15 protein-coding genes are annotated in these 18,892 nt (G+C 39.7%); 3 read left to right on the forward strand and 12 right to left on the reverse strand.

Annotated elements, in window-relative coordinates:
* Positions 1-345 precede the first annotated feature (345 nt).
* The 8 genes from RIB54_RS20030 to RIB54_RS20065 form a co-directional block, all read right to left on the reverse strand.
* On the reverse strand, positions 346-3,954 hold the full coding sequence (locus RIB54_RS20030; protein WP_350102635.1) for an ABC transporter permease/M1 family aminopeptidase: 3,609 nt from the start codon (positions 3,952-3,954) through the stop codon (positions 346-348).
* Positions 3,944-4,840: an ABC transporter ATP-binding protein gene (locus RIB54_RS20035; protein WP_350102638.1), complete on the reverse strand. Its 897-nt coding sequence runs from the start codon at positions 4,838-4,840 to the stop codon at positions 3,944-3,946. Before RIB54_RS20035 ends, RIB54_RS20030 begins: the two co-directional genes overlap by 11 nt.
* A gap of 194 nt (positions 4,841-5,034) precedes the next feature.
* Positions 5,035-5,856: a DUF6597 domain-containing transcriptional factor gene (locus RIB54_RS20040; RefSeq protein WP_350102640.1), complete on the reverse strand. Its 822-nt coding sequence runs from the start codon at positions 5,854-5,856 to the stop codon at positions 5,035-5,037.
* A gap of 35 nt (positions 5,857-5,891) precedes the next feature.
* The gene (locus RIB54_RS20045) at positions 5,892-6,251 is read right to left on the reverse strand and encodes a Dabb family protein (protein ID WP_350102642.1); all 360 of its coding nucleotides are present in this window, start codon (positions 6,249-6,251) and stop codon (positions 5,892-5,894) included.
* Between the two features lie 45 nt (positions 6,252-6,296).
* Entirely contained in the window at positions 6,297-6,716 is a 420-nt protein-coding gene (locus tag RIB54_RS20050; RefSeq protein WP_350102643.1) for a cupin domain-containing protein, read from the reverse strand.
* Positions 6,717-6,723: 7 nt separating this feature from the next.
* The gene (locus RIB54_RS20055) at positions 6,724-7,167 is read right to left on the reverse strand and encodes a DUF3237 family protein (protein WP_350102646.1); all 444 of its coding nucleotides are present in this window, start codon (positions 7,165-7,167) and stop codon (positions 6,724-6,726) included.
* A 74-nt stretch (positions 7,168-7,241) separates the two neighbouring features.
* Complete coding sequence (locus RIB54_RS20060; RefSeq protein ID WP_350102649.1) at positions 7,242-8,645, reverse strand: pyridoxal phosphate-dependent decarboxylase family protein; 1,404 nt, start codon at positions 8,643-8,645, stop codon at positions 7,242-7,244.
* An 83-nt stretch (positions 8,646-8,728) separates the two neighbouring features.
* Positions 8,729-9,688 (reverse strand): c-type cytochrome, encoded by a 960-nt coding sequence (locus RIB54_RS20065; RefSeq protein WP_350102651.1) that lies wholly within the window; start codon positions 9,686-9,688, stop codon positions 8,729-8,731.
* Positions 9,689-9,873: 185 nt separating this feature from the next.
* On the opposite strand from RIB54_RS20065, the gene acs reads away from it, so the two are divergent.
* Positions 9,874-11,772 (forward strand): acetate--CoA ligase, encoded by a 1,899-nt coding sequence (acs, locus tag RIB54_RS20070; RefSeq protein WP_350102654.1) that lies wholly within the window; start codon positions 9,874-9,876, stop codon positions 11,770-11,772.
* Positions 11,773-11,905: 133 nt separating this feature from the next.
* On the opposite strand, the gene RIB54_RS20075 is transcribed toward acs, so the two are convergent.
* The 4 genes from RIB54_RS20075 to RIB54_RS20090 form a co-directional block, all read right to left on the reverse strand.
* Positions 11,906-12,298: a hypothetical protein gene (locus RIB54_RS20075; protein ID WP_350102656.1), complete on the reverse strand. Its 393-nt coding sequence runs from the start codon at positions 12,296-12,298 to the stop codon at positions 11,906-11,908.
* Between the two features lie 425 nt (positions 12,299-12,723).
* Positions 12,724-12,981 carry a Txe/YoeB family addiction module toxin gene (locus tag RIB54_RS20080; RefSeq protein ID WP_350068731.1) on the reverse strand — a complete coding sequence of 86 codons (258 nt, stop codon included), beginning with the start codon at positions 12,979-12,981 and terminating at the stop codon, positions 12,724-12,726.
* Complete coding sequence (locus RIB54_RS20085) at positions 12,981-13,232, reverse strand: type II toxin-antitoxin system Phd/YefM family antitoxin (protein ID WP_350102658.1); 252 nt, start codon at positions 13,230-13,232, stop codon at positions 12,981-12,983. Before RIB54_RS20085 ends, RIB54_RS20080 begins: the two co-directional genes overlap by 1 nt.
* Positions 13,233-13,412: 180 nt before the next feature.
* Positions 13,413-13,862, reverse strand: a complete 450-nt coding sequence (locus RIB54_RS20090) for a hypothetical protein (protein ID WP_350102660.1) — start codon at positions 13,860-13,862, stop codon at positions 13,413-13,415.
* Between the two features lie 118 nt (positions 13,863-13,980).
* Here RIB54_RS20090 and RIB54_RS20095 point away from each other — a divergent pair, with 118 nt between their 5' ends.
* Together RIB54_RS20095 and RIB54_RS20100 are read left to right on the forward strand one after the other, a co-directional pair.
* Complete coding sequence (locus RIB54_RS20095) at positions 13,981-17,184, forward strand: two-component regulator propeller domain-containing protein (RefSeq protein WP_350102662.1); 3,204 nt, start codon at positions 13,981-13,983, stop codon at positions 17,182-17,184.
* A gap of 96 nt (positions 17,185-17,280) precedes the next feature.
* Positions 17,281-18,891: a tetratricopeptide repeat protein gene (locus RIB54_RS20100; RefSeq protein WP_350102663.1), complete on the forward strand. Its 1,611-nt coding sequence runs from the start codon at positions 17,281-17,283 to the stop codon at positions 18,889-18,891.
* Position 18,892 lies beyond the last annotated feature (1 nt).

The following is an 18,892-nucleotide window of genomic DNA, read 5'->3' on the forward strand; positions in this document are numbered from 1 at the left end:
GGAAAAGGCGGGTTCGGTTATGGCCCGCTTTTTTACTTTATCCTCGCTTAAATGTGGTGAATTAGGAATGTCTTTACTACATTTACTACTAGTTGGCTTTCAGGGAATTTAGTTTAAATAAAACTTTAGAACACTGTGAAAACAGTATGCCATCAACGATACATTCTCTTTTCCCATCCCTTTAGCAGGTTTGGGAACTCAATAAATTTTAATGACACATCGCACAGCTGCTCTGTTGAGCTATATGTGAAACTTCAGCATACTACAATTGCAAGATTATAGGTTGGCTTTTAAAATGTCATTCGGAAATCAATACTGATAACCGAATGACATTATTTTTTTCTGTCAGGAGGACTCCTGCTCTGTCACCTTCTTAATATTATCATCAGGGTTTCTGTCGATAAGTTTATTGATTGGATCAATACCTGCCTTAGTTGGTTTTTCATCCACCTCAATTTTAAAGGTCATATCTTCCTTATCAATCAAATGTTTTTGCAAATAAAGCAGCTTGTCCTTGCCGTCTTCATCTTCTCCATAAACCCCAATGTCTATCCAATAATTATTAGGCACTTTGGTTTCAACACCAAGGCTGTCTGCTTCCAATTTTTTGGAATTAATGGCAAGCTCAACCTCCCATTTGTTGTCACTTTTTGTAGCATAGGTAGCCGTCTCTGTTTTGTTTTCAAACAGAACAATCTTATCAAATAAGTCTGTTACCAGATACTGCATACTGTCTGGCGTTACTGCCCTTAGATACCCCATTAAATCTACGGTTGTAGGATATCTTTCCTTTTCAACAAAGATATTCCAGTCTCTAACAAACCTCTTCAGAGCCATATTAACACTGTCTTCTCCAATATAATCCTGCAGCGCGAACATATTAACCGCACCCTTACCGTAATGGATGTAATTCTGGGACTCAACCAATGTCACTGGCATTTCCTTTTTCTGTTCATTGGCCCTTCCTGAGAGGTAGCGGTTCATTTCCTCTTTCAAGAATTCCTGCATGTTTTCCATGGAGTATTCATGCTTCATGACCATAAGCGCAGAATACTGCGAGAGTGTCTCAGAAAGCATAGCAGCACCACGTACATTAGCTGGTATTAGCTGATGCCCCCACCACTGGTGAGCGAGCTCATGAGAAGTCACATAATAGGCAATGTCTACATCATCCTCATCTTTGATCTCAACCACAAAGCCTATACCCTCGGAGAATGGCACTGTGTTGGCAAAAGACTGAGCAAAAGAGGCGTATCTCGGGAATTCCAAAATTCTCATTTGGGTAAACTGATAAGGCGAAAACTCTTTAGAGAAATAGGTGAACGAATTTTTCATTGACCTCATCATTCTTTCAAGGTTGTATTCATGACCTTTATGATAATAAATCTCAAGAGCAATATCTTTTGAACCACTGTCCAAAGGAATCGACATCTTATCGCGCACAACTTCATAGTCAGCGGAGATGATACTGTAGAAATTGGCCATTTTCTGATCCATCTTATAATGGAAATACTTACGGCCGTTTTCTTCCCACTCCTTTTGAAGATACCCTGGAGCTACTGCTATCTGCTCAGGGTCTGTGCTAATGGTAACCTCAAACTGAATACCATCTGAATCATCTCCAAAAAAGTCATGCGCCAAGCCTCTCGGATCATCCCTTTCCATTGAACGTTCCTTTGGTTTGAGGTCATGGTCTTTACGGTCATCATCAGTAAAGAGCTCAAAGCCGTCATTATAACCAAGGCTTGGAAACTGACTGCTATTGAAGAATGTACCATTATAAACCACCGAATTATTTTGATTACTGGCAACAAAACCCTTGGTAACAAACCTTGTTTTGAAATGCATTTTTATTTCAGCTCCAGGCTGCAGAGGTTCTTTTAACTTATAAATGGTGTATTTAAATTTTTCAAAATCCTCTTCAATCCCGGCATCAACAGAAAAGTATAATGAGTCCAGTGTTATCTCATTACCCGGACTTTGCTGAACATGAATTTGCTCAATGGCTTCATCACTTTTGTTTTTCAGAATATAAGTGCCTGAAGCATCATAATCCCTTCGCTTCGGATATAAATCAACCCTTAAATTGACGTCAACAATTTTAGGCTGATTTAGAAATTCATATTGCTTCAATGTCTTTTCGTATTCCGCCTGTTCAGCTTCACTTTCATCAGAATTCTGGTAAGTATTTAGAACATTGGTATTGTAATAAACAAATCCACCTGAGAATACAAACACAATAACCGACATCATCAAAAATGTCACCATTGGTTTTGTGAGTCTAAGCTTACCAACTTTAAACCTTATTTTCATCAGAGCTTCTGAACCTCTTACAGAAAACATTGTGGCTAAAACAAACAGTATCATAGCCAGCCCCAACCAATAGATATTGAGCCAACTGAAGCTGGTTACATAATGGCCATATCCGTTCATATCAGAGTAAGGACCTAAATCTGTCTCCGCAAACTGAAACATGCTATGCTCTACGCCTAAAGTGCTTAATACTCCTGTAGCTATAAAGAAGAGAATAATGACTGCGTAGCCGAGAAATTTGTTATTAACAATAACCTGAATGAAGAAGCATAATAGGGTATAAAGCACTAAGAAAAATAATGTTTCGCTAAATAGTGTTTTTGCATAAACAGCAATATCGAAGTCATAATAGCCTTTAAACACCTGTATTAAAACGCCAGTGACCATAAGTACCGCCAACATAAAGACAAACAGCATAATCATACCGAAGAACTTGCCCAGAAGGTTAACAAAATCCTTCACTGGCATGGCATCATAAATCAGGTTGATCTTTACTTCACGTTCCTTCCAAATCAACTCACCGGAAAATGAAACGAGTATTATCAGAAAGAAAAGATTAAACCCGGAGATCAATTGTAAAATCTGGTAAGTGGTAGGATAGGTATTCATACCAAATACCCTTCCCATGTAAAATGAATTGAGTACTAAAATGAAGATGCCAAAGAATGTGATGGCTTTGAATACCACACTATTCAAAATGTCTTTACAGTAGAACCACGAGTTTTTCCATAGCTGTTTAAGCGTCACTGCCAGGCCAAAAGTCTGAGTCACTTTTGGAATATCAACATCAGGAAATTTCTCTGCTTTCTGTATTTTTTGTTTTGGCTTAAACCAGCTTGATTTAACTACATTAAAACTGAATGAGAAATAACCTATAATCAGTGTTATTACCCCCAGCCCTATCCATATCAGACGATTAATGAGAACATGGCCTTCCATAGGAATGGTATTGCTGTTTTGTTCAACAACCGTCCAGTACTGAGTGGTATTATTAATGGTACTTAAAGCAAATGGATCAAGTATTGCAGCTAAAGACCTGTTATCAAGCTCTCCGGTAATAATAAGTGTTACCTGATAGACTATAAACAGGGCTATCCACTGTAGATAGACAAACACCATTTTGCGGCTTAAGGCACCAGAAATAAAGAAAAGGGCACCAGTAAAAAACAGATTGGGAACCACAAAGACCAAAAATGGCTGGAAGTAGTTCCATGCACTGAATGGCAAAAGTTTATCTGCATCGCGCCATGGCATTACTTCCCCAAGCATGAAGCCCATCCAAATTCCACTGAAAACAAAGAGCAAAATGACAAAGGATCCTAAAAATCTTCCTGCCAGATAGTCAAACTTCTTGATAGGGTTAGTAAATATGATAGACTCCATTTTATGTTCGAAGTCCCTGAGTACTGCCACTCCCATGATAGCTGAAGATATCATCATAAATACTGCTGACAATATACCCATCATGGTGGCGATGGTCACAGGTGCGTTTTCCTTTACCAGTCCGGCACCACCACCAATGCGCACTACATCAGTGGACATGGCTAAAAATGACATCAGGAAAAGAATGCCGAAATATATGTAAGTAGCCGGCCTATTGATCCGGTAAGTCAGTTCGAACTTAAATATCTTAAACCACATCTGCTTCCTCCTCTTTTACTGCCGCATTAATTTGAGAAAAGTAAACATCCTCTAAATTGGATTCTACCGCATCAAATGATGGATCAGGCTGAGTCTCGCTAAAGACCCTTATCTCGGGCTTTCCGGCAAACATCTTTTCGGAAATTACGGTGTACTGCTTTTTGTAATCATCAAGCTCGCCCTTCTCAATTCTCTTCCTCCAGATTTGACCCTTTATAGCATCAATAGTCTTCTCTGGATGCCCGGTAAGCAATACTTCGCCCTGATTGATAATGGCCATCTCAGTACACAGCTCTTTTACATCATCAACAATATGCGTTGAAAGAATAACCACAGTATTCTCACCTATTTCTGCTAATAAATTATGAAACCTGTTTCTTTCTGCGGGATCAAGCCCGGCTGTTGGTTCATCAACAATTATCAATTTAGGATCGGCCAACAGTGCTTGGGCAATACCAAATCGCTGCTTCATGCCTCCGGAAAACCCACCAAGATTCTTTGTCCTGAACTTGTAAAGATTGGTCTTTTGTAACAGCGCCTTTACAATTTCCTTCCGTTCTTTTGCATTAGCTATACCTTTCAAAACTGCCAGATGATCGAGCAAAGTTTCGGCATCAATCTTTGGATAAACCCCAAACTCCTGAGGCAAATAACCCAACACTTTCCTTACCTCATCTTTTTCTGTAAGAACATTTAAATCTCCAAGCATAATAGAACCACTATCAGGTTCTTGCAGGGTTGCGATGGTACGCATGAGACTTGACTTACCTGCTCCATTTGGGCCTAGCAGGCCAAACATACCTTTAGGTATGGTAAGGTTAACATCGTTTAGTGCCTTAACCCCGTTGGAATAGGTTTTAGAAAGATTGGTTATTGTTAGTTCCATAGTATTGATTGGTTTATTAGGTATTGAATATTGACAATATAGGTATTAAACCAAAGTAATGTGGTGCCAAGCGGTTTTTGTCAGGTAATAAGCGGGGATTTTGGTTCAAAAAAATAAAAATAGGGCTACTGAATTTCAATAGCCCATTACATACTCATTTCAACACATGGGAATAGTTGATGAATAATTTCTAATTATTCAGAGCCGGTATTGATAATATAAGCACCTCTGTTCTTAAGCAGCGCTTTTGGTGTAACACCCGAGAATGTTTTATACTCTTTAATAAGATGTGACTGGTCTGTAAAATTCAGATCATATGACAAAGCTGTAAGCTTGGCAGCATTGTTTTGCATGTACTCATGAATAGCATTAAGTCTGGCCAACCGCATGTAATCCCTGATGCTAATACCGTACAGATTTTTAAATTCCCGCTGAAGTTGCCTTTGGCTTATTGGCACCTGATTTACCAAATCATTATAGTTTTCAAGACCATTGGTTTTGCGAATCAACTCCATTGCTAAATGCGTGTAGTCATATGACTTTACATTGTTTGAGAGTTTTTTGCCAATAAACTGATTCGCCAGAGCTACTTGATCATCAAAATCTTTCAAATCCCGAATTTTAGAGCTAAAAACCCTAAAGTCATCCCCAAAAACATCATTAACATTTTCAAATGAAGACATAATGAGCTTTGGAGGAACACCAAAAATGTTTGCCATTCCATCCGGAAACAACCTGATACCAAAAACTTTTACATTTTGGTCAAAGACAACATCATAAGGCTTGTCATAAACGCCCAGTAAAGTAAACTCTGGAGATACGTTCCAAGTCTTACCATTCTCAGACAAGACACAATGGTCGCTGGTCAGGTGAATGATGATTTCAACACACCCATTAGGCAATACGGACTGTGAGAATTTCTCTTCATTTGAAGTATTGAAATCCCCCTTCCAATAAGTCTGAACATAAGACATTAAAGGGAATGCCGGACGCCTCTCTGTAAACTGGACATTCATGATTTTACATTTTACGTGAAAATTTGCAATAAGATTTAGTACGAAAACGCTGTTACATTTCTTACTACAAGGTTGCCTAACATCACAATCCTTGAATGCTCCTGGCTGTTGAGGTATTTTTTATGCGATTCCACGCTATTAAACTTCATAATAACAACATGATCATATTCACCCTTTTGTAAGGGATGCATTTCGTAGGCATCAAAGCCTTCAATATCATCATTGAGCCTTTGCCAAAGACTATCCATCTCAACTATGCTAGCTGAATCGGCAATTGACTTCCATTTTAGCAGTACAACATGATTTTGTACCTGTGTATCGTTTATACCCTTACCAGCAAAAGTGAGAATAAAACCTGCAACCAATATTCCGGTTATAATTAAATAATTTTTCATTTTAAGATTAGGATGAAAGCAGGGGCAAGCACCCCTACTTTAATTTTAACTCATCATAGCAGTATCAACAATGTTAGTTCCAGTAGGTATTAATTCCTGATTAAATGTGGCCACTATATTATTAGCTCCACCAAATACCCCAAGCACTTTCACTTTACCACTACCTATATTTTTAATATTATGAGGCACCATTTTAGGTACTAAAACCAGGCCTCCTTTCTTAGCAATGATAACCTCATTGCCCACCTGAGCAGCTACCTGCCCCTCCAGCACAATTAATAATTCTTCTGCTGAATCTGTGTGTGACCCGAGATGATCACCCGGTTCAAGTTCAAAATATACGGATGCCAGTTCCTTAGATCCATGAGCCCCAAGAAGTGGAAAAGTGGCTTTGCAGTGCTGCTTTTCGTCTTCTTTAGCTCTGAATTCCGCTAATTCAATTTTATTTAAATCAACTGTTATCATTTTAATTTTAATTTTGGTACCCTTTAATTTTTACTTTTCCAGTAGCGAAATCAACAGTTCCAACACCCCATACATGCTTGTAGTTGATCCAGCTATACTTCTCTGCGTTGGTATGGAAATCCATAGCCAGACGCAGGTGCCCGTTATCATTTATACCTGTTTCCTTGACATAAATTGTAGAGCCGTCATGGGTAGTAATTGCTGCATGCAGATCAAGAAAAAGTCTGCCATCAGCACGAACAGTCAAATAATCTACTCCTTTGATTTTACCTTCAATGATCTCACCTGTAACATCTCCTTCGAAATGGATGTCAAACTTTAGCCCTTCAGAAGGTATCGGTTTTTTCCCTGATGCAAAATCATCCCAGCTAAAGCCATAATCCTTTACCTCTGTTAGCTGCACATCTTCCTCGAACAATAGTGCCGCTTTGTTCATAATTGTTTCCGTCATTATTGAAATACTTTTGATTAATAATGAGGCAAAACTATAGAGGATGGCTACCCAAAAATTGTATCAGAACGACATTATAGACCTGAGACTACCTCAGTCATCAGCGATTGAACCAGCTCAATGTCTTTAATGGTAGTCCGCCAGTTCACAATAGCGGCACGTATGCCAGATTTACCATCAAAATTGGTCGGTGTCATGAAGACTTTACCCGTATCATTGAGCTTGTTAAGAAATACTTTCGTTTTACTATCTGCATCTGCGCCAGCTAAAGCAAAACATACAGTATTCAGCCTAACTGGTGCCAACAACTGGAACTTGTCATGTTGCTCAATAAAATTTCCCAGCTCCACAGCACAGGTAATATTTCTTTCAATGATCTCCTGATAGCCCATTCTACCATAAGCAGTTAAGGTAAACCAGGCAGGCAAAGCCTTGAACCTTCGCGAGTTTTCAGGCAAAAAGTTGAGATAATTAAAATTGTCCAATGGATCGCCCAAATAAGGAGCATTAGAATTCTGAAAAGTCTCTACCTGCAAAAGTCTGTGCTCCTTATTTATAAAGTAAAAGGCACTTTCATAAGGTACATTTAGCCACTTGTGACCATCAATGGTAATACTATCTGCTTTCTCCCAACCTTTCAGCAGGTGCTTATGATCCTTTGAAAGAATAGCAAATCCACCAAAAGCAGCATCTATGTGCCACCAGAAATTGTATTTGGCTTTCAATTTGGCTATTGCTTCTAAATCATCAAAATCTACGGTGTTAACGGTACCCCCACTTGATATTAATATGAAGGGCTCTCCATGCAACTCTTTAATCTTTTGCTCAAGATCTACGATATCTATTGCCTCTCTGTTACCTTCCAGAACCTTAACTTTTACAATATTCTTGCTGCCTAAACCTAGCATTGATAGGGCTTTAATTGCCGAAGAATGAGGAACAGCCGAAAGCACCTTAAAGGGTCTGGTCATCCCATCCTTTCCAATGTCCATTCCTAGCTGGTTACCAACCCATTGTCTGGCCACTCCAAGGCAAGTAAAATTAGACATGGTAGCACCTGTAACGAATCCGCCCATAAAGTCTTTGGGAAGCTCAAACAGGTCCAGTAATAAATCTATAGTCTGAAATTCTATCAATGCAGAAACATCACCATGGCCTTTATTTGTTTGAGTATTCTGATCGTAAATCGAGGCAAGTATGTCTCCTGCAAGAGCTGCGGGAGTTGAGCCTCCTGTTACGAAACCCCAATACCTTGGGCCGGCTGAAGCTACCATGAGCTTTTCGTACTTGTTCTTAAATTGTTCAATGGTATTAGACCCACCCAAGCCAATATCTTCCAAAATGATCTTATCAGCCTCAGCTACCTCCACAGATGTGGGAACGGAATCTAACCTGTTTAAATAAGCTAACCCAAGATCAAGCGTTTGATTGAGTACTTGATCTATGCTCTTTAAGTCCTTTTCTAGTCGTTCATTCATACTTTTTTCAATAGTAGATTAAACAACAAAAGTATTTTGAGTCTGATTCCAAAAATTGTATTAGAACGACATTTTAATTTCAATCAATCATAAACCACCCGCTCCACTTTATTTTTGATTGGAGGTATGGTCATTAGATAATCATAAATGGCTCCCGCCTCAGCTTCGGTAAGCATGGCATATGGCATCATGGGATAGGCAAGAGCAGACTCACCTTCCTTAATACCAGAACGAACTGCCTTCACAAACTTATATTTTGTCCACAAGCCGATACCTGTTTCCTGATCTGGAGTTAGGTTCGGTGTTAGCATAACCTGCCCTGCTCGGTTTAATGGTTTATTACCTCCACCAAAGTAGCCTTCACTTTTCTCAGGTTCCATGAAATCATTGGTTTTAAAATCAGCCGAATGACACGAAAAACAATCCAGATTCATGGCCAGATATTTACCAAGTTCTATGGTATTGGATGTGTCAGGCATATTAATAGAGGCAGTTGGATATGGGAGTGGTTTAAACGCAATATTGCATAACATCTTTGTCAGGAATGACGGCTCCACAGGTCTATCTGGTTTAGGGTCAGCCGCCACCGTTCTATCATCAGATTTTAAAAACGAAATGATGGCGTTAATATCTTCATCAGCCATTTTGGGCAATTTGGCCATATATGGCGGAGCGTATTGTCCATCTCTTTTAATCCCCGTACGTAACAAATAGGCCAATTCACTGGGTGTCCAGTCTCCAATGCCATGGGTTTTATCCTGAGTAATATTTGCAGAGTATATAACTCCAAACTCAGGGGGAGCATCCTTCATTTGCTGCCCTGTAAGTTTCCCGGTTTCGCTATCTCCATGGCAATTCGCGCACAATGCCAGAGCCAGCTTTCTACCCCTCTCCACAGACTCAGGGGTACTGGTTAGCTCAAATGAAACCTCTTCAACAGGATAGGAAGGAATACCTCTAACACTTACAATGGTTACACCAATTAGAATAAGAATGATAACGATAGCTGCTATCGCACCAACTATTTTTATGGCTTTTTTCATAATTAAACTTGGAATGAAACAATATAGAAATAAATTTTAAATTTATCTACTGATAGTCAGATAGTTATAAAATTTCCTTCCGACCTGTCAAAAAATAGACGCATCCAATACTTTGTTTATGGCTCATTGCTTAAATTAGACCGCAAACGTTTTATATGTGTTGATTAGAGTTATTTAAATAAGTTATGAGCGATAAAATACAAACCCTTACAGGATATTTTCATGAATACGGAAAAAGTGTAACCAACCCTGAAGAGTTTTGGGCGAAGATTGCCGATTCCTTTCACTGGCAAAAGCGCTGGGACAAAGTGGTGGAATGGGATTTTAAAGGTCCGGATGTTAAATGGTTTGTAAATGCAAAGCTCAATATCACTGAGAATATTTTCGAAAGAAACATGTATACGCTGGGTGATAAGCCTGCCATTATATGGGAGCCCAATGACCCTAAAGAGCAAAATCAAATCATAACTTATAAAGAGCTTTTTCATAAAGTCAACCAGTTTGCAAATGCTATGAAAGCGCAGGGTGTGGGCAAAGGTGATAGGGTAATCATCTACATGCCTATGGTGCCGGAAGCTGCAGTGGCCATGCTGGCTTGTGCCAGAATAGGAGCCATCCACTCTGTGGTTTTTGCAGGATTCTCATCAAGTGCTTTGGCCGATAGAATCAATGACTGTTCTGCTAAAATGGTGCTGACTTCTGATGGCAACTTTAGAGGCACCAAGTCTATTCCTGTAAAACCTGTGGTAGATGAAGCCCTGGAAAAAACCTCCACTGTTGAGAAAGTAATTGTCTTTCAAAGAACACATGAAAATGTGTCTATGAAAGGTGGCCGAGATATCTGGTGGCACGATGCCGTGGAAGATGTGCCTGATGAGTGCAAGGCAGAGGTCATGGATTCTGAAGATATGCTTTTCATACTTTACACTTCGGGGTCAACCGGCCAGCCGAAAGGTGTGGTGCATACTTGCGGTGGGTATATGGTATATACCAACTACTCTTTTGAAAATGTATTTCAATATAGCAAAGGTGATATTTACTGGTGCACCGCTGATGTGGGCTGGATTACAGGTCACTCCTATATTGTTTATGGGCCGTTATTGGCAGGAGCCACAACAGTAATGTTTGAAGGTGTTCCTACTTTCCCAGATGCAGGCCGTTTCTGGGAAATTGTAGATAAATATAAAGTGAATCAATTCTATACCGCTCCTACGGCTATTAGAGCTTTACAAGCGTTTGGTACTGACCCGGTAGCACCATATAAATTAGATTCATTGAAAGTTATAGGTTCTGTAGGTGAGCCGATTAATGAAGAAGCATGGCACTGGTATCACTCTCATATTGGTAAGGGAAAATGCCCATTGGTTGACACCTGGTGGCAGACAGAAACTGGTGGCATTATGATATCTCCAATTGCGGGAATAACACCAACAAAACCATCTTATGCTACCTTGCCACTGCCGGGTATCCAGCTAGTGATTGTTGATGGTGATGGCAAGGAACTTCAAGGCAATAGTGTTGAAGGTAACTTGTGTATCAAATTTCCATGGCCGTCTATGCTGCGCACTACTTATGGTGATCATGAGCGCTGCAAGCAAACCTATTTCTCCACATTCAAAAACCTGTATTTCACTGGAGACGGTGTAAAACGCGATGAGGATGGTTATTACAGAATATTAGGCCGTGTGGATGATGTTATCAATGTTTCTGGACATAGAATGGGAACAGCTGAAGTTGAAAATGCTATCAATGAGCACCCTAAAGTAATTGAGTCAGCGGTGGTGGGCTTCCCTCATGACATTAAAGGTCAGGGCATTTATGCTTTTGTGATTTGCGATATGGAAGGCCGCTCTGAAGAAAACCTAATTGCAGAAATAAAAGAAACGGTGAATAAGATCATCGGGCCAATCGCACGTCCGGATCATATTCAGATAGTACCAGGACTGCCTAAAACACGGTCTGGTAAAATCATGCGCAGGATCTTGAGAAAGATAGCCTCAAAAGACACAGATAACATGGGTGATATTTCTACACTGTTGAATCCTGAAGTGGTGGAAGCGATTAAAGAGGGGGCTAAATTGTAAATTACTAACTGCGAAAAGTTTTAAAAACAAAAGCTGGTTCAAATGTCTCACTTGGGTCTTTTTGTTTTATTGGCAGATGGTTGGTTTATGTAGTCCAAACGAGACGTTTGAACTATTAAGGCAGCTAGACTGGTCATATTTTTCTATTATGAGGATGCCTATCGATAGCTTTAACATCCAAAAATTCTGCTATACTTTCGGCTGTCCTAATAACCTCATTATTAAACCCTGCATCAGATCTATCAATCTTTAAGTTCGACTGACCGCTAACCTCCAGTTCAAGTGTACATTCTTCAATATCTTGTTTATTTGGATAGTCGACTATTACTTTGGTTATATCCGAGAGCTTAGCCTGTCTGATGTCATTTATTAGCAATTCACCTAAGTGTTTATCAAATTTGAATATATCTGGTCTTACCGAATTCTTTATACTTCTAAAAACTACTGGCAACATGAGAAGAGGCGCAATATAAAAGAGGTAAATTAACAGGTTTTCCTTTTTAGGATTCTGAATGAATAAAGCCATGTACCATATGGCTATAACACCGATATATACAACTGAATTTAGAATTTGCCTATTCCTACTGCGAATAATGATAAGTTGCGTAGAACTTTTAGTAAGTAAATATCGATTAAAAAAACTCATTCCTCTGGCACTTAGTACTTGGCTAACAATCAGATCTTCTATTTTCGCCACCAATATAGTCTAGAAAAACTAAAGAGTACACCCTGCAGGCAACGGCTCTTCTCCAAGGTCTGTGACTCACAGACCTCATCACATAATGTTGTTTTACTAATTTAACTAAATGAACCTGTTTGACAAAGCCATGTTTCGTGTCTCCACGAAACACAAGCTGGAATGATAAAGAGTAACGTTTTAAAAAAAGATTAGCTCGTGAGGACACGAGCCAAAGCCAAAATTGGACTAGTTTGGGGTAAAATGTACCATTGCTAATCATAATGAAATCTACACTTAGCAATATGAATTTCATCATCTTTAACTCTATAAATTAATCGATGTTCACCGTCAATTCTCCTTGACCAAAAACCACTGTATTTGTATTTTAAAGGTTCTGGCTTGCCTATTCCATCAAAAGGATTTCTGGAAATCTCCTTGATCAAGTTATTTATTCGTTTTAGAATCTTCTTGTCAGTCTTTTGCCAGTATAGATAGTCTTCCCAAGACTCATCAATGAAAATATACTTCATTAATCCAATAGCTCTTTTTCAAATGAGTCTCCCGATTTGATCTTAGCAATAGCTGAGTCTAATCTCTGTTCATTTAATTTGGATGACAATTCATGCTGGGTGGCAGAAAGGGAGTTATATTCATCAAGTGACATAATAACAACACCTGTGTCTTTGCCCCTATTTATAATTAGAGTTTCAAAGTTATTCGTTACGTTATCCAAGTATTTCTTAATGTCTTTTCTAAAGTCTGATAGAGTAGTTGTTAGCATTTTTTTAAACATTATGTACAATTATATGTACATAATATGTTTATTAAAAGTTTCGCGACACTTAAAATTTACATTCAGTGCTATAGTCACAGCTACATACCTAACACAGAATAGATGCATCAGAATGGACACTTCTCCTAGGTCTGTGGCTCACAGACTTCAGATAAGATATAGGAAAAACTAAAAAGCACACCCCGCAGGCAACGGCTCCACCTTCTCAATCCCTTCAGCAAACCCATCAGGCCAGGGTGTAATTTGAAAGCCCGCTTCTACCGAACCTTTCATTACCAATCCACCATACCCGGCATTATTCATATGTGCCCGCACCCATACCTGTTGATTCTTGGTAATATTAACTGACCCTCCCGATCGAGTAAAGGGTTGCTCATCTACATGGCTATGAGCCAATATTCTTCGATAAATCAAGTTTCCATCTTCAGAGACCACCTCCCACCAGTCGGCATATTGATCACATCCCGTGTCAAGACTTTTTAAGGTAACTGCAAATTGATAAGCATTCTCGCTGCCCTGCACTTCCACCTTTTTCACATCAGCAAATTCAGGCTCTTCAGCACCCGATATCATTGTAAAACAGCTACTTATAAAAATGAATAACATGGAAAAATTCATACCCTCGGATTTTTACTATTAAAACGATTGCCAACTATCTCAAGTTAATAATTCCTCTTTTCACTAAAAACTAAAATTCTAAATAGATAGCGCTCAAAATTTAATTATATTAGAATGTATGACCAGATCGTTTTTGACCCTTCTGCTGCTTTCATCACTTACCTCCTTTAGTCAGGTTAGGGATTTGAAATTCGATCACCTGGATAACATCAGGGCTTTAAACTATCGCTCCATCACCGCCATTACCCAAGATGCGCAGGGCTTTATTTGGTTTGGTTCACAAGATGGGCTGCTTCGCTATGACGGTTATGATGTCAAAATATTTAAAAATGAAATTGGTAATTCTAATTCCCTTTCTGACAATAACATCCGAGCACTGGAAGCAGATACTTTAGGTAATATCTGGATAGCCACTCAAGGTGGTGGGCTCAGCTGCTATATCACCAAAGAAGAGCGATTTGTAAACTATAAGAATGACCCTGAAAATAAAAACTCGATTAGCGGCAATGCCGTTTGGTCAGTCATGCTTGACAGCAAAGGCATCCTTTGGGTGGGCACCTGGTCCAATGGCCTGAACAGGTTTGATCCAGCAACCAAAACCTTTGAAAAAATCGCGAATAGTGCTGACCCCGTTTTGGCAATTCATGAAGATGAGGCTGGGTTGATCTGGTATTCATCAAACGGACTAAGTTTTTATAATCCGGGAACCAAAACTCGTGGTGGATACTCGGCCAATGCCTCTGACAGCCTTGGGCTAAAGTCAAACAGTATAAGAAGCATTAACAGCAATGGTGATGGAAAAATCTGGGTGGGTACCGACAATGGTGGTTTAAATGTGCTGAATAAAAATGCAAAGACCTTTACTCATTATGTTAATGATGGTAGCACTAATGCTCTCGGAGGCACTGGTGTTTATGACATTCATTTTGATGAGAACAAGCTGGTGTGGCTTGCTACCAATAGCGGATTGGACGTCTTTGAATTGGAAACTTTGGAGTTCAGTCACTATAAAAACGACCCGTCAGATCCTGCCAGTTTAAGCAATGACCAGCCACGGGCAATTTTTCAGGATAAAACAGGCGGGCTATGGATCGGCAATGAAGGCGATAAAATCAACAAACTATTGGAGCGAAAAAGCTTTAACACTTACAGAAGCATTCCTGGAAATTCCAATTCACTTTCAAACAACCTGATCAGAAGTCTTTATGAAGATGAAACGGGTCTTATATGGGTTGGTACCCAAGGCGGTGGCCTCAATTTACTAGACAGGACCACCGGTGAGGTTAGGATGTTCGAGCAAAATGACCAGATTGTAAATGCTGAGATTTCGGCCATTTACAAAGATGAAGAAGGTAAAATGTGGATCGGAACCTGGGGCGGGGGTATCAATATTTATGATCCTTTAACCGGAACTATGGATACTATTCAGAGCAAACCCGGAGTTGCGAACTCCCTTCCAGATAATCGTATTCAGGTATTTCACAAAGATCAATTTGGTGTTTTTTGGGTAGGTACAGAAAATGGACTGGCAACTTATGATGCGTTTTCAAATCAATGGAAAAAGACCACCCATGACCAGTTAAAAAGCACGATTCAGGGAAAAGCCTTTCTGGAAGATGATGATGGCACTTTGTACATTGGCACCTGGACTGGCCTGAATAAATTATCACCAGACAGAACCTCGATTACCACCTATGGGCTTCAGACAGAAAATCGTGCTGGCCTAAGTAGCGACCATGTGATCAGTTTGCACATGGATGCCGACAAGAAGTTATGGATAGGCACCTTTGGTGGTGGGCTTAATGTACTGGATACAAGGTCAGGAAGTTTAAGGTCTTTCACAGAAAAAGATGGGCTTGCCAATAATGTGGTTTTCGGCATATTAGAAGATGAAGAAAATAACATCTGGGCAGCGACTAACAACGGCCTTTCAAAATTCAACAAGACCACAGAGCAGTTTAGAAGTTATGATGCCAGCGAAGGACTGCAAAGTAATGAGTTTTACTGGGGAGCCTCCTATAAAAACCGTGATGGCAGTATGATGTTCGGTGGAGTGAACGGGCTTAATATTTTTTACCCAAATGAAATTAAGAATAACACAAATGTGCCGCCTGTAGTCATAAGTGATTTCCAAATATTTAACAGGCCTGTTGGCATTGGTAAGGATTCACTATTGAATCAGAGCATCTCTTTTACCAAAGAGCTTGATTTGGACTATTCTCATTCTGTTTTAAGCTTCAGCTTTGCCGCTCTTAATTTCAATTCCCCTGAAAAAAATCAATATGCCTATATGCTCGAAGGCTTTGATGAAGACTGGAATTATGTAGGAAATAAAAGGACAGCCACCTATACTAACCTGAATGCCGGTGAATATGTCTTTAAGGTGAAAGGCTCTAACAATGACAATGTATGGAATGAAGAAGGGGTACAGCTTACCATTACTATTTCTCCGCCCTTCTGGAACACCTGGTGGTTTTATCTTTTAGTGGGTGGCGCCTTGTTCGGAGTTGTCAGGATATTTATCAGCTACCGCGAGCGCAGCTTAAACCATGATAAAGCCATATTGGAAGGCAAAATTAAAGAAGCTCAGGATGAAGTGGAGAAGCAAAAGCAGGCTATTGCAGAGCAGCGCGAGTTAGAAAAAGACAGGATCTGGAAAGATCAGAGTATCGTAAAACTTGGTGAAGTGTTGAGCCGCAGCAAGGATGACATTAAGGAACTGACGCAAGACGTGCTTAAAAATGTTGTCGAGTTGCTTGAGGTGCCCATTGCAGCCCTCTACATTGCACAGGAAAATGAGGAAGGCGAAACATTGCTGAATATGGTAGCGAACTACGGCTATCCGGGAGCCCAGTCATATGATTTGGGTACAGGACTAGTTGGCGAATGTTATAAAGAAAAGGTCATTAAATATATAGAAGACCTGCCTGCTGATTATCTTAAAATTGAAAGTGGCCTTGGTCAGTCCTCCCCCGCTGCATTATTGCTTATGCCGTTGAAATATGAAGATGTTATTGTTGGGGTAATGGAACTGGCATCATTTAACCAAATACCAGAATACAGAAGAGAATTTCTTGAGCAGTTTAGTGAAAGGCTAACCACTACAATCAATACTACTCTATTAAGTGAGCAAACTAAAAAGCTGCTTGAAGAATCTAAAATCAAGGAAGAAGAGCTGAAAGTGCGTGAAGAAGAGCTACAGCAGAACCTTGAAGAAATGCAGGCCATCAATGAAGATCGTGACCGCAGGACCGAAGAACTGGAATCTGAAATCGCCAAGCTCAAAGAACAAATTGCTGAACTTAAAAGGCAGAATAAATAAAGCGGTTATAGTGATTTAACATTGTTACTCATTAGTAATGCCGTATGATTTATTCGAATTTTAAGTAACTTGTAACAAATCAAAATTCCTTTCATAATGAATAAATTTTCAACCCTTCCATTTATTGGCCTTGCTATTCTTGTTGGCTGTAGCCAACCAAAAGAAACTACTACTGAAGAAAACTACACTTTAGGTGAAATTAAGTACCAATTTCCAGTTTCTCCTGAAGCTACAGAAGCTTTTGACAAAGGTCTATTGCTACTTCATAGTTTTGAATATGACGATGCAAAAGATGCATTTTTAGAAGCGCAGACAGCTGATAAAAATGAAGTAATGGCATATTGGGGTGAGGCCATGTGTAATTACAAAGCACTCTGGGGACTTCAAAATGTGCCAGCAGGAAGAGAAGTTATGGCTAAGCTTGGTCCTAATAAAGAAGAAAGACTAGCTAAAGCTGAAGAAGGATTGGAAAGAGATTTTTGGGAAGGAATTGAGCTACTTTTTGGAGAAGGGGAGCTTAATGAAAGAAATGAAAAGTATGCCAGCCACATGGAGAACCTTTATGGTAAATATCCTAATGATTTAGAGGTCGCTGCCTTTTATTCGCTGGCCTTGATGTGGTCAGATTATGATGATCAGGAAAAACTTAACAAAGCCGCAGAAGTGGCGGCTGGAGTTATGAAGGAAAATCCAACCCATCCTGGTGCGCTACATTATATGATCCATTCAAATGATGATCCTGAGTATGCTAAACTGGCTGTAAATGCCGCCAATGAATATGCAAAAGTAGCTCCGGATGCGGCACATGCACTGCACATGCCTTCACACATTTATGTAGCATTGGGCATGTGGAATGAGGTCGTGAGTTCTAATATCGATTCTTATCAGGCCAGTCTGAATAGAATTGAAAGAAAGGGTCTTACAGGCAAGGATCGAGGCTATCATTCTATGGCCTGGCTTCACTATGGCTACTTACAACAAGGAAACTATGAGAAAGCGGAGCAGTTATTAAGGGAAATGGTTAGTTATTTTCAAGATTCAACTGCTTCTGATAGCTACACGATCACTATGCAAAATGAACAGCTAATTGAAAGTGGGACATGGCCGGAAGACCTGAAACCCGTTGACGTGGATTATAGCAAATTAGGCTTAAGTGCTAAATCGCAAAAGCATTTTTTCAGAAGCCTTTTAGCCTTTCATAATAAAGATAAAGAGCAAATAGCATTAGAAATTGATACTCTGCAACTTCATGTTGAGACCGCAAAACTTGTGGTGGGTGATGATGGTATTGCCATGTGCAGTGCCGGACCAACACGTTATGCCCCCACTGAAGGAGGTATTACAAAAACCAATGTAACCATTCACCAGATGGAAGCTTTAATAGCAATGCTTGAAAATGATGATGAAAAGGTTGAGCAGCATTTAAAAGAAGCCACTAAACTAGAGGCGAGCAGTGACTATGATTCAGGCCCTCCTTTTATAGCCTACCCATCTTTTGAGCAATATGGAGACTGGTTACTAACAAAGGACAGAGCAGAAGAGGCACTTGCACAATTCAATCAAAGTTTGGAAAACAGAACCAATAGATCAAAAGCACTTAGGGGAAAGATGAAGGCTTTAACCATGCTGGGCCGTACAGATGAGGCCGAAGAAGTTCAGAAAATTTTAGATGTGTTTTGGAAAAAAGAAATGATAGCTATGAATTAAC

This window comes from Fulvivirga sp., assembly GCF_040218215.1.
Classification (GTDB): Bacteria; Bacteroidota; Bacteroidia; order Cytophagales; family Cyclobacteriaceae; genus Fulvivirga.

Coding starts and splice junctions, on each gene's coding strand:
- RIB54_RS20075 (WP_350102656.1), bottom strand. CDS start 12,298: ATGGCTTTATTCATTCAGAATCCTAAAAAGGAAAACCTGTTAATTTAC.
- RIB54_RS20080 (WP_350068731.1), bottom strand. CDS start 12,981: ATGAAGTATATTTTCATTGATGAGTCTTGGGAAGACTATCTATACTGG.
- RIB54_RS20030 (WP_350102635.1), bottom strand. CDS start 3,954: ATGTGGTTTAAGATATTTAAGTTCGAACTGACTTACCGGATCAATAGG.
- RIB54_RS20085 (WP_350102658.1), bottom strand. CDS start 13,232: ATGCTAACAACTACTCTATCAGACTTTAGAAAAGACATTAAGAAATAC.
- RIB54_RS20055 (WP_350102646.1), bottom strand. CDS start 7,167: ATGACGGAAACAATTATGAACAAAGCGGCACTATTGTTCGAGGAAGAT.
- RIB54_RS20035 (WP_350102638.1), bottom strand. CDS start 4,840: ATGGAACTAACAATAACCAATCTTTCTAAAACCTATTCCAACGGGGTT.
- RIB54_RS20065 (WP_350102651.1), bottom strand. CDS start 9,688: ATGAAAAAAGCCATAAAAATAGTTGGTGCGATAGCAGCTATCGTTATC.
- RIB54_RS20060 (WP_350102649.1), bottom strand. CDS start 8,645: ATGAATGAACGACTAGAAAAGGACTTAAAGAGCATAGATCAAGTACTC.
- acs (WP_350102654.1), top strand. CDS start 9,874: ATGAGCGATAAAATACAAACCCTTACAGGATATTTTCATGAATACGGA.
- RIB54_RS20040 (WP_350102640.1), bottom strand. CDS start 5,856: ATGAATGTCCAGTTTACAGAGAGGCGTCCGGCATTCCCTTTAATGTCT.
- RIB54_RS20100 (WP_350102663.1), top strand. CDS start 17,281: ATGAATAAATTTTCAACCCTTCCATTTATTGGCCTTGCTATTCTTGTT.
- RIB54_RS20050 (WP_350102643.1), bottom strand. CDS start 6,716: ATGATAACAGTTGATTTAAATAAAATTGAATTAGCGGAATTCAGAGCT.
- RIB54_RS20090 (WP_350102660.1), bottom strand. CDS start 13,862: ATGAATTTTTCCATGTTATTCATTTTTATAAGTAGCTGTTTTACAATG.
- RIB54_RS20045 (WP_350102642.1), bottom strand. CDS start 6,251: ATGAAAAATTATTTAATTATAACCGGAATATTGGTTGCAGGTTTTATT.
- RIB54_RS20095 (WP_350102662.1), top strand. CDS start 13,981: ATGACCAGATCGTTTTTGACCCTTCTGCTGCTTTCATCACTTACCTCC.